Genomic DNA, 22,256 nt, shown 5'->3' with positions numbered 1-22,256 from the left:
ATGAAGACAGGAAGAAGCCCGCGGGTTTGGCAGACCTGCGGGCGGAGTGCTTCAGCCGATCCGTTCCATCCAGCCATGCGTGTCGGGAGCACGCCCCTGCTGGATATCGAGCAGGGCCGATTTCAAGCGGCTCGCCACCGGCCCCACATCACCGTCGCCAACCGTGAAGTTGTGCTGGCGTCCTTTCACGGTGCCGATCGGCGTCACCACGGCAGCCGTGCCGCAGGCAAACGCTTCGGTCAGGCGGCCGCTTTGGGCATCTGCCTGCCACTGGTCAATGGCATAGGGCTCTTCACGCACGGTCATTCCCATGTCGCCCGCCAGCACCATCAAGGACTCGCGCGTGATGCCGGGCAGGATCGTGCCGGTCAGGGGCGGAGTCTGGATCGATCCGTCGTTGAAGACAAAGAAGATATTCATCGCGCCCAGCTCCTCCACCCAGCACCGATCGACGGCATCGAGGAACACCACCTGGTCGCAGCCCTGGCGGGCCGCTTCCGCCTGCGCGGCCAGGCTCGCGGCATAGTTGCCGCCGCATTTGGCATCGCCGGTTCCGCCGGGCCCGGCACGGGTGAAGTCCTCGGAAACCCATACCGTCACGGCAGATGAGCCCGCCTTGAAGTAGGAGCCCACAGGCGACGCGATGGCGCAATACAGATACTCGGCCGAAGGCTTCATGCCCACCAACACCTCGGTGGCGATCATGAAAGGCCGCAGATAGAGTGCCGCGCCATCCGCCGCCGGGATCCAGTCGCGGTCGATACGCACCAGTTCCCGCACGGACTCCAGGAACAGGGATTCCGGCAGCGGCGCCATCGCCAGCCGGTTCGCGGAATTGCGAAAGCGGCGGGCATTGGCGTCGGGGCGGAACAGCGCCACGCTACCGTCTGGCTGGCGATAGGCCTTCATGCCCTCGAAGATTTCCTGAGCGTAGTGAAAGACCAGCGACGCCGGATCGAAGTTGAAGCCACCGCGCGGCTCAATCTTGGCGTCGTGCCAGCCGCGTTCCGCCGAGTACCGAGCGGTCGCCATGTGATCGCTGAACTGGCGCCCGAACGCCGGATTCTCCAGCAGCTTCGCGCGCACCTCTGGCGCAGTCGGCGACAGACTTCTCTCGATCGAAACCTTCAAATCGGCATCGTTGCCCATTTTTTACTCCTTGTGTAAACCCCAAACTCAACGGTCAGAAAATCCTGACCAACTCTTCGTGGCACTGGATGGCGAAGTGGCAAGCCGAGGCCGCGGCCATTGGCATTGGAGGACGCCCATTCGGCCTTTCAGAGAATCCCGTGCCAAAGCATTGCCACCCAGGGTGCCGCCCCTATCCACCCAGATAGGCTTGCTTAATGCGGTCATTGGTGAGCAGATTCCTGCCGGTGTCAGCGAGAACGACGCGCCCGGTTTCCAGCACGTAGCCCCGATCGGCCACTTGCAGTGCCTTGTTGGCGTTCTGCTCGACCAGAAAGACCGTGACCCCTTCTTCCCGGATCGTGCGGATGATGTCGAAGATCTGCGCAATGACCAGCGGCGCCAGACCCAACGTGGGTTCGTCCAGCAGCAGCAGACGTGGACGGCTCATCAGGGCGCGGCCGATCGCCAGCATCTGCTGCTCGCCGCCTGACATCGTTCCGGCGCGCTGAGCCGAACGCTCGCGCAGCCGCGGAAAGAGCTTGAACACATGCTCGATCCCGGCCTCGATTTCATGGCGATCGGCGAAGAAGCCGCCCATCTTCAGGTTGTCCACCACGGTCAGACTGGGAAACACCCGCCTGCCCTCCGGCGAGATCGCCATGCCCATGCGCATGATGTCGTGGGTGTTGCGGTTGGTAATGTCCCGCCCCTCGAACAGCACGCGCCCGCTGCTGGCGCGCGGGGAACCGCACACCGTCATCATCAGCGTCGTCTTGCCCGCGCCATTGCTGCCGATCAGGGTGACGATCTCCCCCTTCTTGACCTCGATCGATACCCCGGAAAGTGCCTCGATGGCGCCATAGTGGGTGTGGATTTTCTCCAGCTTTAGCATCACTCCTCCCCCAGGTAGGCCTTGATCACGCGCGGGTCGTTCCGCACCTCTTCGGGCCTGGCTGTGACGATTGGCCGCCCGTGCTCCATCACGAGAATGCGGTCGGAGACGCCCATGACCAGCCCCATGTCGTGTTCGATCAGCAGCACGGAGATCCCGAACTCGTGGCGCAGCCGCTTGATCAGGTGCTGGAGCTCGAGCTTTTCCTGCGGGTTCAGGCCCGCCGCGGGCTCGTCCAGCAACAGCAGCCGGGGTTTGGTGATCATGCAGCGGGCGATTTCCAGGCGGCGCTGGTGGCCGTAGGAGAGCGTCCCGGCCTCGCGATTGGCGACCTCGGTCAACTCCATCCGATCCAGCCATTGCGCGGCACGCACCAGCGCCTCCCGCTCGGCGCGGCGGTATGCGGGCGTCGCCAGCAACCCATGCAGCAGCCCCGTCTTGACCTGCAGATGCTGCGCGACCATCAGGTTTTCCACGACCGTCAGACGCTTGAACAGGCGGATGTTCTGGAAGGTGCGCACCAGGCCCTTGCGTGCCACGAGGTGGCTGGGCAGCCCTGCGATGCGGTGGCCATCCAGGATCACGTCCCCGCCGGTCGGCTTGTAGAACCCGCCGACGCAGTTGAACACCGTGGTCTTGCCCGCACCGTTCGGCCCGATGATGGCGAAGACCTCGTTGCGGCGGACCTGGAAGTCGATGCCGTTGACCGCCATCAGGCCACCAAAGCGCATCTGCAAGCCGGAGACTGTGAGCAATTCGGAAGATGCAATGGCAGTCATCGCGGCAACTCCAGATGGGGGCGGCTGGTGGGCAGCAGCCCTTGGGGGCGCCAGATCATCATCAGGATCATCACCAGGCCAAAGATCAGCATGCGGTACTCCGCAAACTCGCGCGTGAGTTCCGGCAGCACCGTCAGCAGAATGGCCGCCAGCGCCACGCCGAGCTGCGAGCCCATGCCGCCGAGCACAACGACCGCGAGGATCAACGCCGACTCGATGAAGGTGAAGGACTCGGGATTGACCAGCCCTTGGCGTGCCGCGAAGAAGGCGCCGCCGATGCCCGCGAAGGAAGCGCCCAGCGTGAAGGCCGACAGCTTCACGCGGGTCGGGCTCAGGCCCAGCGAGCGGCAGGCGATCTCATCCTCGCGCAGCGCCTCCCAGGCCCGGCCCATCGGCATGCGGATCAACCGGCTGGTGACGAAGAGCGTGAAGCCCACCAGCAACAGCGCCAGCAAGTACAGGAAGAGCACCATGTGGTCCCCTCTGTAGGTCAGGCCCAGCAGTTCATGGAAGGTCTGCGCGCCTGCCGTCTTAGCGGCGCGCGCAATCTCGAACCCGAAGGCCGTCGGCTTGGGGATGCCCGAGATGCCATCGGGACCGCCTGTCACGCTGGTGAGATTATTCAGCAACAGCCGGATGATCTCGCCAAAGCCCAAGGTGACGATGGCCAGATAGTCGCCGCGCAGGCGCAGCACCGGAAATCCGAGCAGGAAGCCGAATGTGGCCGACATCGCCGCCGCGATCGGGAGGCACTCCCAGAAACTCAATCCGAAATACTGGTTGAGCAACGCATAGGTGTATCCGCCGACGGCGTAGAAGCCCACGTAGCCCAGATCGAGCAGCCCGGCGAAGCCCACCACGATGTTCAGGCCCAGGCCCAAGATCACGTAGATCAGCGCCAGCGTGGCGATGTCGAGCGCCCCGCGCGAGCCGAAGAACGACCACGCGAACCCCGCCAGCAGCAAGAACCAGATCGCCACGCGCTGCTGATGCGGCCCCGGCATCGGAATGGCTGGCAGCCGCACGACGCCGCGCGCGCCTGCCAGCATCGGCTTGCACAACTGGAACAGGAACACCACGATCACGGCAATCCACACGGGACGCCAGTGCGGCTCCAGGACCATCTTGTACCCGTCGAGCTTGAGTTGGAGCCCAAGCGCCGGGATGGTCAACACCGCGGTCAACAGGGCCGCGATCGCCGCGTCCTTGAGGACGGCGGGGAACGGCGACGCTTTCATTGCAATGGCTTGTGTCATGTCGTCCTCACACTTTCTCCACATCCGGCTTGCCCAGCAGGCCGGTCGGCCGGAACAGCAATACGAGAACGAGCAGGCTGAATGCCACCACGTCCTTGTATTCCGCAGGCATGTAGCCGGTCGCGAACGTTTCCGCCAACCCCAGCACAATGCCGCCCAGCATGGCACCGGGAATGCTGCCGATACCGCCCAGCACCGCGGCCGTGAAGGCCTTGATGCCAGCGATGAAACCGATGAAGGGGTTGAGCTTGCCGATGGTCAGCCCGATCAGCACCCCGCCCACGGCGGCGAGAATGGCCCCGAGCACGAAGGTGAAAGAGATCACCTTGTTGGTGTCGATGCCCAGCAGATTGGCCATGCGCATATCCTCGGCGCAGGCACGGCAGGCGCGCCCCGTGCGCGAACGCGCGATGAACAGCGTCAGCAGGATCATCAGCGCCACGGTCACGCCCACGATGAGCAAGCGTGCGTAGGGCACGGTGACGGTGAAGTCCCCGCCCATGTCCAGCTCCAGTGCGCCAGACACCAGCACAGGCACGGAAACGTCCCGCGCGCCTTGCGCGATCTGCATGTAGTTCTGCAGGAAGATGGACATGCCAATCGCCGAGATCAGCGGCACCAGCCTCGGCCCGCCCCGCAAGGGGCGGTAAGCCACGCGCTCGACGACAAAGCCGTACGTGCCGGTGACCACCACCGACACCAGCAGCGCTGCGCCGAGCACCAGCGGCAGCGGATAGCCCGCCTGCGTCCCGATGGCGGTGAGCGTGACCAGACCGAGATACGCACCGATCATGTAGATCTCGCCGTGGGCGAAGTTGATCATGCCGATGATCCCGTACACCATGGTGTAGCCGATGGCGATCAGCGCATAGATAGAGCCCAGCGTCAGGCCATTGACCAGTTGCTGGGTGAATTGGGGAAGGAAGTCGCTCATCCAGGATGCCTCGCAACAAGAGCGTTCAAAGCAGGCCGGCAGCATCCGATCCTTGAACCGGACGCCGGCCTAGCCACGTGCTGCATCAGTTGGCAGCGGTCTTGGTGGCATCCTTGTGCCAGGTGTAGACCACGAACTTGAACGACTTGAGGTCTCCCTGGGCGTCGTACTGGACCGTGCCGATCGGGGTCTGGAAAGTGTTCTGGTGCATGAAGGCAGCGACCTTTTCCGGGTCCGTGCTCTTGGAGCCGGACATCGCATCGGCGATGATCTTGACCGCAGCGTAGGCCGGCATCTGGAACGCGCCGCCCGCGTCACGCTTTTTCTCGGCAAAGGCCTTCACGAGCCCGGCGTTCGCGGGGTCTGCAGAGAAATCAACAGGCAGCGTGAGCAGCATGCCCTCGGAAGCCGCGCCCGCGATGGCCGTCACCTCCTTGCTGCTCACAGCCTCCGGCCCCATGAAGACCGCTTTCACGCCCTGCTCCCGCGACTGGCGCATGAGGAGCCCGATCTCCGGGTGGTAGCCGCCGAAGTAGACGAAGTCGATGCCCTGGGACTTCAGCTTCGTGATGACGGCGGAATAGTCGGGCTCGCCGGCATTGATGCCCTCGTAGAACACCACCGGCACCTTGGCGGCATCCAGCTCCTTCTTGACCGTGGCGGCAATGCCTTGGCCGTAGGACTGCTTGTCGTGCAGCACCGCCACCTTTTTCGGCTTGACCGTATTGATGATGTAGCCTGCGGCCACGGGCCCCTGCTGATCGTCCCGGCCGATCGTTCGGAAGATGAGCTTGCGCTTCTTGCTCTCGGTCAGCTGCGGCGCCGTGGCCGTCGGCGTCACCATGAGCACGCCTTCGTTCTCGTAGATCTCCGAAGCGGGAATGGTCGATCCGGAGCACACATGGCCGATGACGTACTTGATGCCCTGGCTGACGATCTTGTTGGCGACTGCCACGGCCTGCTTGGGCTCACAGGCGTCGTCCATGATGACGGGCTCCAATTTCTTCCCATTCACCCCACCTGCGGCATTGACCTGCTCGATGGCGGTCAGGGCGCCTGCCTTCATCATGTCGCCGTACTGGGCCACCGAACCCGTCATGGCGCCAGCAATGGCGATCTTGACGGTCTGGGCTTGCGCGGACAGCCCCAGGACGGCGAGGACGGCAGCCGCAGCAAGCCGATGAGGACGAATCGTGGATTTCATGGCAGTCTCCATTGTTGAAATAGGTAGGGATGGGCAAAGCACCGAGGCCCGCCCCGCCCTCCCGGAGCGTGACGGACCCAGCGGAAAATCAGTTGGCGGGCGTCTTGGTGGCGTCCTTGTGCCAGGTGAAGACGGTGAACCGGAAAGACTTCAAGTCACCCTGGGCGTCGTACTCGACCTTGCCAATGGGCGTCTGGAAACTGTTCTGGTGCATGAACGCAGCCACTTTGGCGGGGTCGGTGCTCTTGGCGCCGGCAATGGCATCCGCAAGCACCTTGACGCCGGCATAGGACGGCAGCTGGAACGGACCATTGATGTCACGCTTCTTGTCTGCAAAGGCTTTCACCACGGCCGCATTGGCGGGGTCGGTCGAAAAATCCGCAGGCAGCGTGACCAGCATCCCCTCGGAAGCCGCACCGGCAATCGCGGTCACGTCCTTGTTGCCAACGCCTTCCGGCCCCATGAAGACGGCCTTGATGCCTTGCTCGCGCGCCTGACGCAGCAGCAGTCCCATTTCCGGGTGGTAGCCGCCGTAATAGACAAAGTCGATCTTCTGCGACTTGAGCTTGGTGATGATGGCCGAGTAGTCGGTATCGCCCGCGTTGATGCCTTCAAACAATGCGACGGGAACCTTGGCCGCATCGAGGTTCTTTTTCACAGTGGCGGCAATGCCCTGGCCGTAGGATTGCTTGTCGTGCAGGACGGCCACCGCCTTGATGCCTTTCTGGGCAATGACGTACCGGGCCGCCGCAGGGCCCTGCTGGTCGTCGCGACCGATGGTGCGGAAGATGAACTTGCGCTTCTTGCCCTCGGTCAGCTGCGGCGCGGTCGCGGAAGGCGTCACCATCACCACGCCCTCGTTCTCGTAGATCTCCGAGGCGGGAATCGTCGATCCCGAACAGAGGTGGCCGATCACGAACCGGATCCCCTGGCTGACGATCTTGTTGGCGACCGCCACGGCCTGCTTGGGTTCGCAGGCATCGTCCATCATGACGACCTCAAGCTTGCGCCCGCCGGTGCCGCCTGCAGCATTGATCTGCTCGACCGCCGTCAACACACCGGCCTTTGCCATGTCTCCGTACTGCGCGACGGGGCCGCTCACGGGGCCAGCCAAAGCGATCTTCACCGTTTCCGCGTGCGCGGACGGGCCAAAGCATGCAAGCACGGCCGCAGCCGGAATCGCAAGGAATGAGCGAGTTGTTTTCATGGTTGCTATGCCGGTGTTGTCCGGAATCGATCTGAATTTCGAGGAAAGAACTACGCAGGTCGGTCTGGCCTGCGTGGCCTGACCGGAGAAACCGGCGATGACGCAATGCCCGGTGTTTCGGGCACCGCGTCATGCCGAAGGCTGGTGAATCAGGCGACCTCCTTCGCCACGGTCCCGTTGCGCCACTGGTGGCGAAGGGCCGCCCACTTCTCGCGTGCCGCCGCAAGATGGCGCTCCTTCACGTGGCCATACCCCCGGATCTCTTCGGGAATGCGGGCGATTTCCACGGCGAGGGAGAGCTTCTCCGGCGACAGCATGGGAAGCAGCTCCTCGACGCTGGCGCGATAGTCCTGGATCAGGGCGCGCTCCGTCCTGCGTTCCTCGGTCCGGCCAAAGGGATCGAGCGCCGTGCCGCGCAGGCTCTTCATCTTGGCGAGGATTCCGAAAGCGCGGCGCATCCAGGGGCCGAAGGGTTGCTTGACCAGTTCACCCTTGTCGTTGCGTTTGGCAAACGTCGGGGGCGCGAGGTGGTGCACTACCTTGAAGTCGCCTTCAAACATGTCGGCCAGCTTCTGCGTGAATGCCGCATCGGTGTGCAGCCGCGCCACTTCGTACTCGTCCTTGTAGGCCATCAGCTTGAACAGGTAGCGCGCCACCGCCTCGGTCAGGCGAGTGCTCTTTAGGCGTGTTTCAGACGAGCGAACCTTCTCAACGAAGGACTGGTAGTCGGCCGCATAGGCTGCGTTCTGATACGCCGTCAGGAACTCGACGCGCTTGCGGATGACCTGGTCGAGCGACGGCTTGCGCACGATCTCGATCACGGCCGCGGCCTGGTACAAGGCCTGCACCGCCTTGAGGTCATGGGCGCACCGGCGTCCCCACTCGAAGGCCGCCTTGTTGTTCTCGATCTGCACCCCATTGAGTTCCATGGCACGCATCAAGGCAGCGTGCGAGAGCGGCACCTTGCCCATCTGCCACGCATAGCCCAGCATCAGCGGATTGGTGTAGATCGAATCGCCCAGCAACTGCACCGCAGCCTGCTCCGCGTCGAAGCTGGACACCATCTGCGCACCCGCCGCGGCGGCCAGCACCGCTTCGCAGTTGCCGCCGGGGAACTGCCAGTCGGGGTTCTGCGTGAAGGCAGCGGTCGGTGTGCCATGCGTGTTCAGCGCAACGAACGTGCGCCCTTCGCGGATCAGCCCCGTTGCGTACTTGTTCGCACCGACGATGGCGTCGCACGCGATCAGGAGGTCCGCGTTGGCCGTATCGATCTTGGTTGTGTGGATGGCTTCCGGCCGGTTGGCAATCTGGACATGGCTCCAGGTCGATCCGCCCTTCTGCGCCAGGCCCGCCGCGTCCTGCGTGACAATGCCCTTGCCCTCAAGGTGCGCGGCCATGCCCAGCACTTGCCCGATGGTGATCACGCCGGTTCCGCCAACGCCTGCGACGAGAATGCCCCAGGCCTCCTCGGCGACCGGCAGCACGGGCTCGGGAATGCGGGGCAGCGCGGCGAGGTCCCCCTTCTTCTCTTTCTTGGGCTTCTTGAGCTCGCCACCCTCGATGGTGACGAAGCTCGGGCAGAAGCCCTTGACGCAGCTGTAGTCCTTGTTGCAGGAGTTCTGGTTGATGCGGCGCTTGCGGCCGAACTCGGTTTCCAGGGGCTCGACCGACAGGCAGTTGGACTGCACCGAGCAGTCGCCGCAACCCTCGCAGACCAACTCGTTGATGACCACGGTCTTGGCCGGCGTGGCGAGCTTGCCGCGCTTGCGGCGGCGGCGCTTTTCGGTGGCACAGGTCTGGTCGTAGATGATCGCCGTGCAGCCCGCGATCTCGCGCAGCTCGCGCTGGATCTTGTCGAGGTCATCGCGGTGATGCACGGTGACCCCCGCCTCCAGCGTCACGCCGTCGTATTTCTGCGGCTCATCGGTGACGATGACCAGCTTCTTCACGCCTTCCGCGACCAGGCTCTTCTGGATCTGCAGCACGCTGTGGCCTTCGGGGCGCTCGCCCACCTGCTGGCCGCCGGTCATGGCCACCGCATCGTTGTAGAGCACCTTGTAGGTGATGTTCACCCCGGCCGCGATCGATTGGCGAATGGCCAGCAGGCCGCTGTGGAAGTAGGTGCCGTCACCCACGTTGGCGAACACGTGCTTGTCGGTCGTGAACGGGGCCTGCCCCACCCAAGCCACGCCCTCGCCGCCCATCTGGCTGAAGGTGCTGGTGCTGCGGTCCATCCACTGCGACATGTAATGGCAGCCGATGCCCGCCAGCGCGCGCGAGCCTTCCGGCACGCGGGTGCTGGTGTTGTGCGGGCAGCCGCTGCAGAACCACGGCATGCGATCCCCGGTGTCGATCTTCATCTCCGCCATGGCTCGCTCGCGCTGATCGATCACGGCCAGTCGCGCATCCATGCGCGCGGCGATGTCGCTGCCTTCCGGCGCCATGCCGATCTTGCGCAAGCGCTTGGCGATCGCCTTCGCGATGATGGCCGGCGTGAGGTCGGCCTTGGCACGCAGCAGCCAGTTCTCGCTGGGGTTGGGCATGGACCACTCGCCGCCGGTGTGGTCACCTTCCTGCTCGTCGAACTTGCCGAGCACATTCGGCCGCACGTCGGGACGCCAGTTGTAGAGCGCCTCCTTGATCTGGTACTCGATGACCTGGCGCTTTTCCTCCACCACCAGCACCTCCTGCAAGCCCATCGCGAACTCGCGGGTGGCGGTCGCCTCCAGCGGCCAGACGACGTTGACCTTGTGCAGGCGAATGCCCAGGCGGCGGCAGGTATCGTCGTCCAGGCCCAGATCGACCAGGGCCTGCCGGGTATCGTTGTACGCCTTGCCGCTGGCGATGATGCCGAAGCGATCCTGAGGGCCCTCGATCACATTGCGATTGAGGCGGTTGGCGCGCATGTACGCGAGCGCGGCATACCATTTGTAGTCCATCAGCCGGGCTTCCTGCTCCAGCGGCGGATCCGGCCAGCGGATGTGAACGCCGCCGGGGGGCATGGCGAAATCCTCCGGCAGAGCGATCTGCACCCGATCCGGATCGACGCTGACCGAGGTCGTGGACTCGACCACTTCCTGAATCGTCTTCATGCCCATCCACACGCCGGAGAAGCGGCTCATGGCAAAGGCGTGCAGGCCGAGATCAAGGATCTCCTGCACGCTCGAGGGAAAGAAGACCGGCATCCCGCAGGCCTTGAAGATGTGGTCGCTCTGGTGCGCCGCCGTGCTGCTCTTGGATGCGTGGTCGTCGCCCGCGATGGCGATCACGCCGCCGTGCTTCGCGGTTCCGGCCATGTTGGCATGCTTGAAGACGTCCGAGCAGCGATCCACCCCCGGCCCCTTGCCATACCAGAGACCGAAGACCCCGTCGTACTTCTTGGTCTGGGGATACAGATCCAGTTGCTGCGACCCCCACAGCGCGGTGGCGGCCAGTTCCTCGTTCAGCCCCGGCTGGAAGACCACGTGGTTCGCCTGCAGGTGCTTCTTCGCGGCCCAGAGTGCCTGGTCGTAGCCGCCCAGCGGGCTGCCGCGGTAGCCGCTGATGAAGCCGCTGGTATTCAAGCCAGCGGCAAGGTCGCGCTGGCGCTGCAACATCGGCAGGCGAACCAGCGCCTGTACGCCGCTCATGAATGCCCGGCCGCGATCCAGGCTGTATTTGTCGTCGAGCGTGACTTTTTCGAGAGACTTGCGGATCGCCTCGGGAAGTGGACTGTTCATGTGATTTCCTCTGTCCTAAACGGCGTCAATGCCCTGCTCCGGTCGCCGGGCGAGGCCCGCCGTGCCCATGGCCCCATCCCCCGTCGCACAGGAGAACCTGGCCTGTCACGTACCCGGCAGACTCCGATGCGAGAAAGGCCGCGCCGGCACCAAACTCCGCTGTCGTCCCCAACCGCCCCACCGGTATCTGGCCCAGGATCGATTGCGGCACGCCGAGTTGACGCATCCGGTCGGTCTCGTGGTAACCCGGTGCAATCGCGTTCACCGTCACGCCGCTTCCCGCGTACTCGGCGCTCAGCGTTTGGACGAGGCCGTGTAACCCGGCCCGCAAAGAGGTGGAGATCGCCATCTCAGGGACGTAGTGCATGCATGCGACCGACGTCACCCAGACGACGCGCCCCCAGCCGCGCTCCTCCATCGATGGCAGCAGCGTGCGAACCAACGTCAAGGGTGCGGCCCAGAGCGTTTCAAATGCCTCAAACCACGCGCTCTCAGGTACCTCGGCAGTACGCCCCTTGGCCGGGCCTGGCCCATTCAGCACCAGAATGTCCGGGCGGATCCCAGCTCGCTCCAGTGCCTGAACACATCCCGCAATCGAGCGTCTGTCCGTGAAGTCGAGATGGGCTACGCCATCGACCACACCGGCGGCGGGATTCGCTCGCGAGCTGGTGGCGACCACGCGCACACCTTGATCCCGCAAAGCCTGCGCGACGCCGCCGCCAAGCCCTCCTGTCCCACCGCATACGAGTGCTGTTCTTGTCTCCATGGCATGTGCCCCTAGTTCAATTGCATTGCGGCAAATGGTAGGAAGGCGCATGGGCCAGTGCGAGTCGGGGGTGCTTCTATCAGATATGAGCGCCCCTTATAACTGAACGCGACGACTGCGACGCCCCTCGGTGTTCTCGGGCACCCCGCGCTGCATCGCGCCAGATATTGATTTCAGAAAAGTCCGGTATGTCCCCATCTGAAGGACAACCGGGCCCGCGCCTCCTAGAGTGATGCACTCCAAAACACACTTCGGAGACCCGGATGAAAGCCTATGTGCTCGCATTCATTGACGTGGAAGACCCGTCAAGCTATGCCCCCTATGCAGCAGGCGCTCCCGCAACGATCGCGGCCCATGGCGGCAAGTACCTCATCCGCAATGGCGCCAAGGAACTGCGCGAAGGCACACTTCCGGCCGACCGCCTCGTCGTGCTGGAGTTCCCATCCGTGGCGCAAGCCCGCGCCTGGTACGAGTCACCCGAATACCAGGCGCTGGTACCGATTCGCCAAGGCGCCTCGAAAGGTTCGCTGGTGATCGTGGAGGGCTTTGGCGAAGCGCCGTGACATCGGCTTGACGATCCTCAGGTTCACGTCCACGCCCGTACCACGCGAAGAAGGATTCCTGCGTCCATGCCGGTCCTTGACACCATAGATCGGCGCATCCTCGCTGCCTTGCAGCGTGATGGGCGGATCTCGAACAACGATTTGGCCTTGGAAGTGGGGCTGTCTCCTTCTCCCTGCCTGCGCCGGCTGCGCATGCTGGAGGACACAGGAGTGATCCGCCGCTACACTGCCGTGCTGGCTCCATCCGAAGTGGGCTTGCCTCACACCTTCTTCGCACGGATCTCGCTGCGAGCGCAAGACGGGGACACCACCCAGCAGTTCGCCGCTGCGATGTCGGAACTGCCCCAGGTGCTGGAGTGCTATCTGATGTTCGGCGACTGCGATGCGCTGTTGCGGGTCGTCGCCAGCGATCTCGAAGACTATCGACGATTCCTGGCCCAACACCTGACCCCTGCCAACGGAGTTCGGCGCGTCCAGACCGAAATTCCCTGCACGGTGGTCAAGCAAACGCTTGAACTACCGTTGCATTGGCACGGAGCCCCTTCAGGCGAGGGGGGCCGGCAGCCATGATTTCCTACCAGCCCGCGACGTTCAACGCAACTCACGAAGGCTTGCCTTCGAACCTCGCCCTGGCTCTAGCCTTCCATCTCTCCAGGTTTGGCGCCAGCCCCAAGGTCAACCTTCGACATGCCATCATTGAGCAGGTTGATGTGGTGCAGCAGGGCGATCTTGTCGTCGAAGCGAAAGCTTGCAACCGCCTGGCGATAGAACTCGTAGATTCTTGGCTGGATATCGCTCCAGAACGCTCGCCCCGAGGGCAGCAACACCACTTTTTTGGCACGCCTGTCGGCGGGATCGACGACGCGCTCCACGTGCCCCTCACGCTCGAGACGCTTGAGAACCCCATCCAGACTTTGACGGCTCACGACCAGATAGTCCGCGAGATCGGAAAACGACATTCCGTCCTTCACCTGCGGGCGCGACAGAGCCCCCAGCGTAGCCCACTGAACTGTCGTGATGCCAAGCTCCTTGACGGACTGGCGATCCAAGGTATTGCCAGCCTGGAACAGGCGAAAAAACAATCGGTTGTGAACCGCGGAGACCGATTGATCGTAGTTGTCGTTATCGGATATGGGCATGTATGTATTCAGACAGTTTCAAAGACTCTGACAGGTAGGGCCAACGTCAGCTTTATCCGTCTGCGTGGAAACCTCAGTTTCTAGATCCTGAACACCTGGAATCCGAGTCAGATGCTCGATCTGGAACTGCCGACACTTCCCAAAAGCGGCGGCCCCCACTCGGAGCATGAAAGTTCAGGCCTCAGCCATCAGGTAACAGATCGCCGCACGCGGACGACGGATGGCCACCGTGCCGCGATTCATCGAGGCGCGTCTCGCCTATGCCCTGCGAGCATCGACAGCCCCTCGCTCATCTTAGCGGCATTACGCGAGGATATTGACATAATTTTTGACGCATTTGAAGGCCACGCCCTAAGCCCCGCCAGGTGCTCGCCCAGCCATTCAGCGCTGCTCATGCCGCCGCGGCGGCAGCCCAGATCGCCGGCGTTGCCAAGGTGATCCACGCCGACGGCGCCAGCCTCAAGGACGGCCTGGCCGAAAACCTGGCCGCCCAGGTGCTCGCCATCGCCAGCGGCTACAGCCATGTCCTGTTCCCCGCCACCGCCTGCGGCAAGAACGTGGCCCCCCGCGTCGCCGCCAAGCAGACGTGGCGCAGATCAGCGACATCACCAAGGTCGACAGCGCCGACACCTTCGAGCGCCCCATCTACGCAGGCAACGCCATCGCCACCGTGCGGAGCAGCGACGCCGTGAAAGTCATCACGGTGCGCACCACGGGCTTTGACGCCGCGGTCCCCACGGGCGGCAGCGCCGCCGTCGAAACCGTCGCAGCGGCCGCCGACAGCGGCAAGAGCAGCTTCGTGGGCCGCGAAGTGACCAAGAGCGACCGCCCCGAACTCACCGCCGCCAAGATCATCGTCTCGGGTGGCCGGGCCCTCGGCAGCGCCGAAAAGTTCACGGAAGTCATGACCCCGCTGGCCGACAAGCTGGGCGCGGCCATCGGCGCGAGCCGCGCGGCCGTGGACGCGGGCTACGCCCCGAACGACCTGCAGGTGGGCCAGACGGGCAAGATCGTTGCGCCGCAGCTCTACATCGCTGCCGGCATCTCGGGTACGATCCAGCACTTGGCGGGCATGAAGGACTCCAAGGTGATCGTGGCGATCAACAAGGACCCCGAGGCGCCGACCTTCTCGGTGGCCGACTACAGCCTGGAAGCGGATCTCTTCGAGGCCGTTCCAGAGCTCGTCAAGCAGTTGGGGTAGCGTACGATGGGCCGCCTGGCCTGCGCGACAGGCGGCAGTAGTCCTTGCATCCGAGCCGAGACTCCCTCGGCCAGTACTCGGGCGGGAGCTACATCCCCGCGTAGTTCGGCCCGCCACCGCCCTCGGGTGAGACCCAGACGATGTTCTGGGTCGGATCCTTGATGTCGCAGGTCTTGCAGTGCACGCAGTTCTGCGCGTTGATCACCAACTGGTCGGCTCCGTCCTTGTTGACGAACTCGTACACGCCGGCCGGACAGTAGCGGCTTTCGGGGCCGCCGAACTTGGCCAGGTTGACGCTGACCGGCACGCCGGCATCCTTGAGCGTCAGGTGCGCGGGCTGGTCCTCGGCGTGGTTGGTGTTGCTGATAAACACGCTGGAGAGCCGGTCGAAGGTCAGCACCCCGTCGGGCTTGGGATAGCTAATCTTGGGGCAATCGGCCGCCGGCTTGAGGTACAGGTGGTCGGCCTGCGTGCGGTGGATGGTCCAGGGCGGGGTACTCACGCCGACCTTGGGCAGGAACCACTGCTCGATGCCGGTCATCAGCGCGCCGATGGTGCTGCCCTTCTTGAACCACTGCTTGAAGTTGCGCGACTGGTGCAACTCGGTGCGCAGCCAACTCTGCTCGAAGGCCGCCGGGTAGGCTGCCAGTTCGTCACCGGCGCGGCCCACCGTCACAGCCTCGAAGGCCGCCTCGGCGCACAGCATACCGGTCTTGATGGCCGCGTGGCTGCCCTTGATGCGCGCTGCGTTCAGAAAGCCCGCGTCACAGCCGACCAGCGCGCCGCCCGGGAACACGGTCTTGGGCAGGCTCAGCAACCCGCCGGCAGTGATGGCGCGCGCGCCGTAGCCCACGCGCTTGCCGCCCTCGATGTGCGCCTTGATCGCCGAGTGCCTCTTCCAGCGCTGCATCTCCTCAAACGGCGAGAGCCAGGGGTTCTTGTAGTCCAGCCCGGTCACGAAGCCCAGCGTGACCTTGTTGCCTTCGAGGTGGTAGAGGAAGCCGCCGCCATAGGTGTCGTTGCCCATCGGCCAGCCGGCGGTGTGCACCACCAACCCGGGCTTGGCTTTGTCGGCTGGGATCTCCCACAGCTCCTTGATGCCAATGGCGTAGCTTTGCGGGTCCTTGCCCTCGTCGAGCTTGAAGCGGGCAATGATCTGCTTGCCCAGATGGCCTCGCGCGCCCTCGGCGAAAACCGTGTACTTGGCATGCAGCTCCATGCCGAGTTGGAAGTTCTCGGTCGGCTCGCCGTCCTTGCCGATGCCCATATTGCCGGTGGCCACCCCCTTGACGGAGCCGTCTTCGTTGTAGAGTACCTCGGCGGCCGCGAAGCCGGGGAAGATCTCCACGCCCAGGCCCTCGGCCTGCTGGCCCAGCCATTGCGTGACGGCCCCCAGATTGACGACATAGTTGCCATCATTGTGGAAGTTGCGCGGCACCAGGGCGTCAGGCGTGCGCTTGTGGCCGGTCTCGGAGAGGAATAGCACGTCGTCGCCGGTGACAGGCTGGTTCAGCGGCGCACCCTGTTCCTTCCAGGCCGGAAAAAGCTCGGTGATGGCCTTGGGGTCCATCACGGCGCCACTGAGAATGTGCGCGCCCGGTTCGGAGCCTTTTTCCAGCACGCACACGTTGATTTCGCCGCCCTTGTCGGCGGCCAGCTGCTTCAGGCGGATCGCGGCCGATAGGCCTGCCGGGCCCGCGCCGACGATGACCACGTCGTATTCCATCGCTTCACGCGGGCCGTAGGTGCTCAGAATGTCTTCAGGGCTCATTGGTGGGTAGTCTCCAGCGATTGTTCTTGTGCTGCTGTTCGGAACTCGGAAAAGCGACACGCAGCACAGGACGGTGCGGCGATCGGTCAGCTTGGGGCGTCAGATTTTTTCGAGAATCACGGCAATGCCCTGGCCCACGCCAATGCACATGGTGCACAGCGCATAGTGGCCCCCCAGCGTGTGCAGTTGGTTCACGGCGGTGGTGGCCAGGCGTGCGCCCGAGGCGCCCAGCGGATGGCCCAGCGCAATGGCGCCGCCCCACTGGTTGACGCGCTTGTCGTCGTCGGCGATGTCGAGGTCGCGCAGCACGGCCAGGCCCTGGGCGGCAAAGGCTTCGTTGAGCTCGATCACGTCCATCTGGTCGAGCGTCAGGCCGGTGAGCTGCAGCACCTTGCGCACGGCCGGCGCGGGGCCGAAGCCCATGATGCGCGGCGCCACGCCGGCCGTGGCCATGCCGACCACGCGGGCGCGGGGCACCAGGCCGTATTGCTTGGCGGCTTCCTCATTCGCCAGCAGAAGCGCGCAGGCGCCGTCGTTCACGCCGCTGGCGTTGCCGGCCGTGACCGTGCCATCGGGGCGCACCACGCCCTTGAGTATGGCCAGCGCCTCCAGCGTGGTGGCGCGGGGGTGCTCGTCCTGGCTCACGGCGATGGGGTCGCCCTTCTTCTGGGCAATGGACACGGGCACGATCTCCTGGGCCAGGTAGCCAGCGGCAATGGCAGCGGCAGCGTTCTGCTGGCTGGCCAGGGCCATTCGGTCCTGCGCCTCGCGCTCGATCTTGAAGTCATCGGCCACGTTCTCGGCGGTCTCAGGCATGGAGTCCACGCCAAACTTCGCCTTCATCAGCTTGTTGACGAAGCGCCAGCCGATGGTGGTGTCGTACACCGCGTTGCTGCGACTGAAGGCGCTCTCGGCCTTGGGCATGACGAAGGGCGCGCGGCTCATGCTTTCCACGCCGCCGGCGATCATCAATCGGGCCTCGCCGGCCTTGATGGCGCGCGCGGCCGAGCCCACGGCATCCAGGCCCGAGCCGCACAGGCGGTTGATGGTGGCGCCGGGCACGTCGATGGGCAGGCCGGCCAGCAGCGACGACATGCGTGCCACGTTGCGGTTGTCCTCGCCGGCCTGGTTGGCGCAGCCGTAGAGCACGTCGGCCACGGCGGTCCAGTCCACATTCGGGTTGCGTTCCATCAACGCCTTGATGGGCACAGCACCGAGGTCGTCGGTGCGCACGCCAGCAAGAGCGCCGCCGTAGCGGCCGAAGGGGGTGCGCACGGCGTCGCAGATGAAGGCTTGGGAAGTGTTCATGATGATTTTTGAATCAGGTTGAAAGCAGCGGATCGAGATCGCCCAACGAGAAGCCGTGACCGGCCTCTTCTGCCAAGTGCTTGAGGTCGGCTTCAAGCCGGGCTCGCTCCTGCTGGCGAGCCCAGAACACCGGGCCGCCCTCCCAGCGCGGAAAGCCATAGCCCTGCACCAGCACCACGTCGATGTCGCTGGGGCGGCTTGCCACGCCTTCGGCAAACAGCAAGGCGGCCTCGTTGACCATGGCGAGCAAGGCGCGGCGCTGGATCCCTTCGGGTGCAAGCGTGCGCCGGTTGATGCCGCGCTGCGCGCTCGCCTGCAGGATCACGTCGCGCACAGCCGCATCGGTGGTTTTCACCTGCTTGCCGTCCACGTAGGCGTAGTAGCCCGCGCCAGTCTTGCGCCCCAGGCGCCCGGCCTCGCATAGCCGGTCGAGAATGGCCACGTAGCGCTCGCGCGGATCGCGCGTCGCCGCCTGCGCCTTGCGCATGCGCCAAGCGATGTCAAGGCCGGAAAGATCGGCGACCGCGAATGGCCCCATCGCAAAACCCAGCCCAGTGAGCGCATTGTCCACGTCCTCAGGCCACGCGCCGTCTTCGAGCATGAACTCGCACTGGCGGCGATAGGCATTGTAGATGCGGTTGCCGATGAACCCGAATGCGTTGCCGGTCAGCACCGGCATCTTCTTGAGGGTCGCGCCAAGCGCCATGCCGGTGGCCAGCACATCGGGGGCGGTCTTTGCGCCGCGAACCACCTCCAGCAACTTCATCACGTTGGCCGGACTGAAGAAATGCAGCCCCAGCACGTCCTGCGGGCGTGAAGTCGCCGCGGCAATCGGATCGATATCGAGGTAGGACGTGTTCGTCGCCAGCACCGCGCCCGCCCGCGCATGGGTATCGAACTTGCGGAATACCTCCTGCTTGACGGCCATGTCTTCGAAGACAGCCTCGATCACCAGATCGGCCTGCTGCAGGCGTTCCCATTCGAGGCTGGTCTGCAGGCGTGCCTCATTGGACGACGCGGCCTCGGCGGAGAGCTTGCCCGCCGCCACGCGCTCACGGTAGTGATCGCCAATGTGCTGCCTCCCGCTTTCGAGCGCGGCCTCATCCTGCTCCAGCAGCAGTACGGACAAGCCGGCATCGAGCGCCGAGATGGCAATGCCTGAGCCCATCGTTCCGGCCCCGATCACAGCGATGGAGCGCACCTCGCGCGCGGGTGCCTGGAGCGCCGGCGGCAGCTTCGTAGCTTCCCGTTCAACCTTGAACTGGTAGCGCAGCGCTTGGGCCACCGTCGTGGGCACGAGGGCCAGAAACAGCTCGCGCTCCTTCTGCATGCCTTCGTCGAACGGCAGCGCGGATGCGGCCAGCGCGTCGAGCAGCGCGCCGTATGCTGGCTGCAGCTTTTGGCGGGCCGTGAGCTTTGCGCGTTGCGCGGCCACCGTTGCCTGGACTTCGGTGGCGTCGACCTCGCCATCCAGCGCCCGTGGGTAAGGAAGCCCCTTTTCAGCGAGCATCGTCGCGAGAGCGGCGGCTGCGCCAACCGTGTCCCCAGCCACGACGTCGTCGAACAGGCCCGACTTGGCGAGTTGGCGGGCGCTCTGGGGCTGCCCGCCGGACATCAGCGCATGGGCGGCAGCAATGCCCACCAGCCGGGGCAGCCGCTGGGTTGCACCCGAGCCGGGAATCAGGCCCAGGGTGATCTCCGGCAGACCGATCCGGGCCTTTTCCTGCGCGACGCGCCCATGGCAGCCCAGAGCGAGTTCAAGGCCACCGCCCAGGGCGACACCGGTGATGGCCGCCACGACGGGCTTGCTGCTCGCCTCGATGCGGGTGATGACCGTGCGCAAAATGGGGTCCTGCAGCTGGCGCGGCGTGCCGAACTCGGTGGCGTCCGCACCGGCGGAGAATGTCTTCTCATTGCCGGTCAGCACGATGCCGCGCACTGCGGAATCAGCCAACGCGGCATCGAGTTGCTGCACGATGCGTTCGCGCAGCGCGTGGCCCAGGCTGTTGACGGGCGGGTGGACCAGCGTGATGACGGCGATGCCGTTGCGGATGTCAAGCATGGTCAACCTCACGCGGCCTTCATCAGATGCTTGCCGACGACGAGCTGCTGGATCTGCGTGGTGCCCTCATACAGGCGCAGCAGGCGCACGTCGCGGTAGAAGCGCTCGACTGGGAACTCGTTGATGTAGCCCGAGCCGCCGTGGATCTGCACGCCGCGATCGGCCACGCGACCCACCATCTCGGTCGTGAACAGCTTGGTGCAGGAGGCTTGCATACTCACCTCCGGATCGCTGACGCCGGATGGCTTGGCGTCATAGCGGCGCGCAGTCCCCTGCACCAGCGCCCAGCCTGCCAGCAGCTCGGCCTGGCTGTCGGCCAGCATGGCCTGCACCAGTTGGAAGTCGCCAATGCGCTGGCCGAACTGCTTGCGCTGCTGCGCATAGGCCACGCTCTCTTGCAGAATGCGCTGCGCCATGCCGCACGCCAGGGCCGAGATATGCAGGCGGCCGCGGTCGAGCACCTTCATCGCCGTCTTGAAACCCTTGCCCGCCTCGCCACCGATGATGTTGGCGGCGGGAACGCGCACGCTGTCGAGGTTGACATCGCAGGTCCGCGTGCCTTTCTGCCCCATCTTCTTGTCGGGCTTGCCGAGCGTCAGGCCCGGCAGACCGGCCGGGACGATGAAGGCCGAGATGCCGCCCGCCCCCGCGCCGCCGGTGCGCGCCATCAGCGTGAAGGCGCCGGCGCGCGGCGCATTGGTGATGAAGCGCTTGGTGCCGCTGATGAGGTAATCGCTGCCGTCGGCCACGGCCTTCGTCTTCAGCGACGCCGCGTCCGATCCGGCGTCGGGTTCGGTCAACGCGAACGAGATGATCAACTCGCCACTGGCGATGCGCGGCAGGTATTCGGCCTTCTGTTCGGACGTGCCATCCATCAGGATGCCCTGCGAGCCGATGCCGATGTTCGTGCCCGCCACCGAGCGGAACGCGAGCGCCGTCTGGCCGAGTTCGTAGGCCACCTCGCACTCCTGGGCCATCGACAGCCCGATACCGCCGTACTCCTCGGGAATCGAGATACCGAACAGGCCGAGCTCCTTCATGTCGGCCACGATGTCGGCCGGCACTTCGTCGTGCTCCTCCAAATGGTTTTCGGCGGGCACCAGCCGCTCCCGGACGAAGCGTTGGACGCTGTCCTTGAGCAGTTGGAAAGTTTCCTGATCAAGCGCCATGGGAATCTCCTTTGAATGGGAGGGATTGTTTAATGATCGAATGAATTTGACAATTAGAAAGAGAGTGAACACTCTGTTCAATATTTTTTGACAGATCAACGGCAGCGCACTCACACTCTTCGTCGACATCGTGGAAGCGGGGAATCTCAGCCTGGCCGCGCGGAACATGAAGATGAGCCGGGCCAATATCAGCTATCACCTGACCCAGCTTGAAAAATCGGTCGGCATGCAGCTGATGCGGCGCACGACACGGCGGGTCGAGCTCACGGAGGTCGGCCAACGCCTCTACCACCATGGGTGTGTCATTCGCAATGAAGTGTTGGCGGCCAAGGAGTCGGTGGCCATGTTCGGCAAAGGCCTGTACGGCTCGGTCCGGCTCAGCCTGCCAACCGGCTTTGGGCACATAGTGATGTCCGGCTGGCTGATCGAGTTCAAGCGCCTATATCCCGACATCGCTCTCGATCTGCTGTTCGACAACCGTGTCGACGACCTCTTGCGCGAGGAAGTGGACGTGGCGATTCGGGTGATGTCCGACCCCCCGCAACAGATGGTGGCAATCGAGCTAGCGCAGGTGCGCTGCGTCACCTGTGCGTCGGTCGAGTACGCCTGCGGGCACGCCATGCCGTCGCGGCTGGAGGAACTTGGCGGTGTCCCTCTGATCACGTCGGCCGTGGCTGGACGCAATCTGAGGGTCTCGGCATACTTGGGCGAGGAACGGCGCGAACTGACCCTGCATCCGTAGAACAAAGGAAGAGTGTCACCGTTTCCGAAGGAATGTCGTCAATTCGCGCGGCAACGGCGCGGCAACCGGGCGTACCATCAAAAGAATCAAGGACTTACGCCCAGCGAACTAATATTGTCACCGGCTGAGGGTCGCGAAGTGTCAATCGAAGGCGTGCAAATGCCTGCACGGACCCGGAATGCTACGCCGGCTCCATCTGGCGAGCCGACATCGGAGAGCCGAAAGAGGTAAAGGTCCCTCTACCCATGGCTCCTGCATCCCAGGCCTTGCTCAAAGTACGAGCGCGCGAACGCTTTGCGTTGGTCCGGCCTCATGGGCCGTGGTCGGTCGGGTCGCCAGGCCCCGTTGCCATAGAATGCATGACAATGCGCGCAACGGTGTGGTGCCTCGAGAAGCTGCACATTCAGGCAATA

General features: G+C 64.4%; 16 protein-coding genes and 2 pseudogenes. 4 read left to right on the top strand and 14 right to left on the bottom strand.

The genetic code is table 11. The features are described 5' to 3' along the window. Positions 1-51: 51 nt before the first annotated feature. The 9 genes from E5S69_RS09275 to E5S69_RS09235 form a co-directional block, all read right to left on the bottom strand. Entirely contained in the window at positions 52-1,149 is a 1,098-nt protein-coding gene (locus tag E5S69_RS09275) for a branched-chain amino acid aminotransferase (RefSeq protein ID WP_058697508.1), read from the bottom strand. A gap of 172 nt (positions 1,150-1,321) precedes the next feature. Further along, positions 1,322-2,023 carry an ABC transporter ATP-binding protein gene (locus tag E5S69_RS09270; protein WP_058697507.1) on the bottom strand — a complete coding sequence of 234 codons (702 nt, stop codon included), beginning with the start codon at positions 2,021-2,023 and terminating at the stop codon, positions 1,322-1,324. Continuing rightward, on the bottom strand, positions 2,023-2,802 hold the full coding sequence (livG, locus tag E5S69_RS09265; RefSeq protein ID WP_058697506.1) for a high-affinity branched-chain amino acid ABC transporter ATP-binding protein LivG: 780 nt from the start codon (positions 2,800-2,802) through the stop codon (positions 2,023-2,025). Before livG ends, E5S69_RS09270 begins: the two co-directional genes overlap by 1 nt. Next, positions 2,799-4,058 (bottom strand): high-affinity branched-chain amino acid ABC transporter permease LivM, encoded by a 1,260-nt coding sequence (locus E5S69_RS09260; protein WP_058697505.1) that lies wholly within the window; start codon positions 4,056-4,058, stop codon positions 2,799-2,801. Before E5S69_RS09260 ends, livG begins: the two co-directional genes overlap by 4 nt. A gap of 7 nt (positions 4,059-4,065) precedes the next feature. Continuing rightward, positions 4,066-4,992 (bottom strand): high-affinity branched-chain amino acid ABC transporter permease LivH, encoded by a 927-nt coding sequence (gene livH / locus E5S69_RS09255; RefSeq protein ID WP_058697504.1) that lies wholly within the window; start codon positions 4,990-4,992, stop codon positions 4,066-4,068. 85 nt (positions 4,993-5,077) lie between these two features. Then, on the bottom strand, positions 5,078-6,196 hold the full coding sequence (locus tag E5S69_RS09250) for a branched-chain amino acid ABC transporter substrate-binding protein (RefSeq protein ID WP_058697503.1): 1,119 nt from the start codon (positions 6,194-6,196) through the stop codon (positions 5,078-5,080). Positions 6,197-6,284: 88 nt separating this feature from the next. Further along, on the bottom strand, positions 6,285-7,403 hold the full coding sequence (locus tag E5S69_RS09245; protein WP_058697502.1) for a branched-chain amino acid ABC transporter substrate-binding protein: 1,119 nt from the start codon (positions 7,401-7,403) through the stop codon (positions 6,285-6,287). A 149-nt stretch (positions 7,404-7,552) separates the two neighbouring features. Continuing rightward, positions 7,553-11,122, bottom strand: coding sequence for an indolepyruvate ferredoxin oxidoreductase family protein (locus tag E5S69_RS09240; RefSeq protein WP_058697501.1), 3,570 nt, complete (start codon positions 11,120-11,122; stop codon positions 7,553-7,555). 25 nt (positions 11,123-11,147) lie between these two features. Further along, complete coding sequence (locus tag E5S69_RS09235) at positions 11,148-11,888, bottom strand: SDR family oxidoreductase (RefSeq protein WP_158577652.1); 741 nt, start codon at positions 11,886-11,888, stop codon at positions 11,148-11,150. A 263-nt stretch (positions 11,889-12,151) separates the two neighbouring features. Here E5S69_RS09235 and E5S69_RS09230 point away from each other — a divergent pair, with 263 nt between their 5' ends. Then, complete coding sequence (locus E5S69_RS09230) at positions 12,152-12,451, top strand: DUF1330 domain-containing protein (RefSeq protein ID WP_058697499.1); 300 nt, start codon at positions 12,152-12,154, stop codon at positions 12,449-12,451. A gap of 66 nt (positions 12,452-12,517) precedes the next feature. Beyond that, positions 12,518-13,021 carry an Lrp/AsnC family transcriptional regulator gene (locus E5S69_RS09225; RefSeq protein ID WP_058697498.1) on the top strand — a complete coding sequence of 168 codons (504 nt, stop codon included), beginning with the start codon at positions 12,518-12,520 and terminating at the stop codon, positions 13,019-13,021. A gap of 65 nt (positions 13,022-13,086) precedes the next feature. Here E5S69_RS09225 and E5S69_RS09220 read toward each other — a convergent pair whose 3' ends face one another. Next, complete coding sequence (locus E5S69_RS09220; RefSeq protein WP_058697497.1) at positions 13,087-13,590, bottom strand: MarR family winged helix-turn-helix transcriptional regulator; 504 nt, start codon at positions 13,588-13,590, stop codon at positions 13,087-13,089. Positions 13,591-13,976: 386 nt separating this feature from the next. Here E5S69_RS09220 and E5S69_RS09215 point away from each other — a divergent pair. Next, positions 13,977-14,791, top strand: a pseudogene (locus E5S69_RS09215) (electron transfer flavoprotein subunit alpha/FixB family protein); the annotation flags it as partial. A gap of 88 nt (positions 14,792-14,879) precedes the next feature. On the opposite strand, the gene E5S69_RS09210 reads toward E5S69_RS09215, so the two are convergent. The 4 genes from E5S69_RS09210 to E5S69_RS09195 all read right to left on the bottom strand — a co-directional run bounded on the left by E5S69_RS09210 (position 14,880) and on the right by E5S69_RS09195 (position 21,101). After that, complete coding sequence (locus tag E5S69_RS09210; RefSeq protein ID WP_058697496.1) at positions 14,880-16,562, bottom strand: electron transfer flavoprotein-ubiquinone oxidoreductase; 1,683 nt, start codon at positions 16,560-16,562, stop codon at positions 14,880-14,882. A gap of 99 nt (positions 16,563-16,661) precedes the next feature. Then, a complete protein-coding gene (gene pcaF, locus E5S69_RS09205; RefSeq protein WP_058697495.1) occupies positions 16,662-17,870 on the bottom strand; it encodes a 3-oxoadipyl-CoA thiolase in 1,209 nt (402 codons plus the stop codon). Positions 17,871-17,883: 13 nt separating this feature from the next. Beyond that, on the bottom strand, positions 17,884-19,932 hold the full coding sequence (locus E5S69_RS09200; protein ID WP_058697667.1) for a 3-hydroxyacyl-CoA dehydrogenase NAD-binding domain-containing protein: 2,049 nt from the start codon (positions 19,930-19,932) through the stop codon (positions 17,884-17,886). A gap of 8 nt (positions 19,933-19,940) precedes the next feature. After that, positions 19,941-21,101: an acyl-CoA dehydrogenase family protein gene (locus tag E5S69_RS09195; RefSeq protein WP_058697494.1), complete on the bottom strand. Its 1,161-nt coding sequence runs from the start codon at positions 21,099-21,101 to the stop codon at positions 19,941-19,943. 94 nt (positions 21,102-21,195) lie between these two features. On the opposite strand from E5S69_RS09195, the pseudogene E5S69_RS09190 reads away from it, so the two are divergent. Then, positions 21,196-21,840 (top strand): annotated as a pseudogene (locus tag E5S69_RS09190) (LysR family transcriptional regulator); the annotation flags it as partial. Positions 21,841-22,256 lie beyond the last annotated feature (416 nt).

The sequence above is a fragment of the Cupriavidus necator genome (assembly GCF_013141915.1).
In the GTDB taxonomy this organism is placed as follows: Bacteria; Pseudomonadota; Gammaproteobacteria; order Burkholderiales; family Burkholderiaceae; genus Cupriavidus; species Cupriavidus necator_B.
The sequence above is the reverse complement of the archived record's forward strand: the minus strand, read 5'-3'. Positions and strand labels throughout refer to the sequence as shown.

Coding starts and splice junctions, on each gene's coding strand:
- E5S69_RS09235 (WP_158577652.1), bottom strand. CDS start 11,888: ATGGAGACAAGAACAGCACTCGTATGCGGTGGGACAGGAGGGCTTGGC.
- E5S69_RS09200 (WP_058697667.1), bottom strand. CDS start 19,932: ATGCTTGACATCCGCAACGGCATCGCCGTCATCACGCTGGTCCACCCG.
- E5S69_RS09195 (WP_058697494.1), bottom strand. CDS start 21,101: ATGGCGCTTGATCAGGAAACTTTCCAACTGCTCAAGGACAGCGTCCAA.
- E5S69_RS09270 (WP_058697507.1), bottom strand. CDS start 2,023: ATGCTAAAGCTGGAGAAAATCCACACCCACTATGGCGCCATCGAGGCA.
- pcaF (WP_058697495.1), bottom strand. CDS start 17,870: ATGAACACTTCCCAAGCCTTCATCTGCGACGCCGTGCGCACCCCCTTC.
- E5S69_RS09240 (WP_058697501.1), bottom strand. CDS start 11,122: ATGAACAGTCCACTTCCCGAGGCGATCCGCAAGTCTCTCGAAAAAGTC.
- E5S69_RS09275 (WP_058697508.1), bottom strand. CDS start 1,149: ATGGGCAACGATGCCGATTTGAAGGTTTCGATCGAGAGAAGTCTGTCG.
- E5S69_RS09250 (WP_058697503.1), bottom strand. CDS start 6,196: ATGAAATCCACGATTCGTCCTCATCGGCTTGCTGCGGCTGCCGTCCTC.
- E5S69_RS09225 (WP_058697498.1), top strand. CDS start 12,518: ATGCCGGTCCTTGACACCATAGATCGGCGCATCCTCGCTGCCTTGCAG.
- E5S69_RS09210 (WP_058697496.1), bottom strand. CDS start 16,562: ATGAGCCCTGAAGACATTCTGAGCACCTACGGCCCGCGTGAAGCGATG.
- E5S69_RS09260 (WP_058697505.1), bottom strand. CDS start 4,058: ATGACACAAGCCATTGCAATGAAAGCGTCGCCGTTCCCCGCCGTCCTC.
- livH (WP_058697504.1), bottom strand. CDS start 4,992: ATGAGCGACTTCCTTCCCCAATTCACCCAGCAACTGGTCAATGGCCTG.
- livG (WP_058697506.1), bottom strand. CDS start 2,802: ATGACTGCCATTGCATCTTCCGAATTGCTCACAGTCTCCGGCTTGCAG.
- E5S69_RS09220 (WP_058697497.1), bottom strand. CDS start 13,590: ATGCCCATATCCGATAACGACAACTACGATCAATCGGTCTCCGCGGTT.
- E5S69_RS09245 (WP_058697502.1), bottom strand. CDS start 7,403: ATGAAAACAACTCGCTCATTCCTTGCGATTCCGGCTGCGGCCGTGCTT.
- E5S69_RS09230 (WP_058697499.1), top strand. CDS start 12,152: ATGAAAGCCTATGTGCTCGCATTCATTGACGTGGAAGACCCGTCAAGC.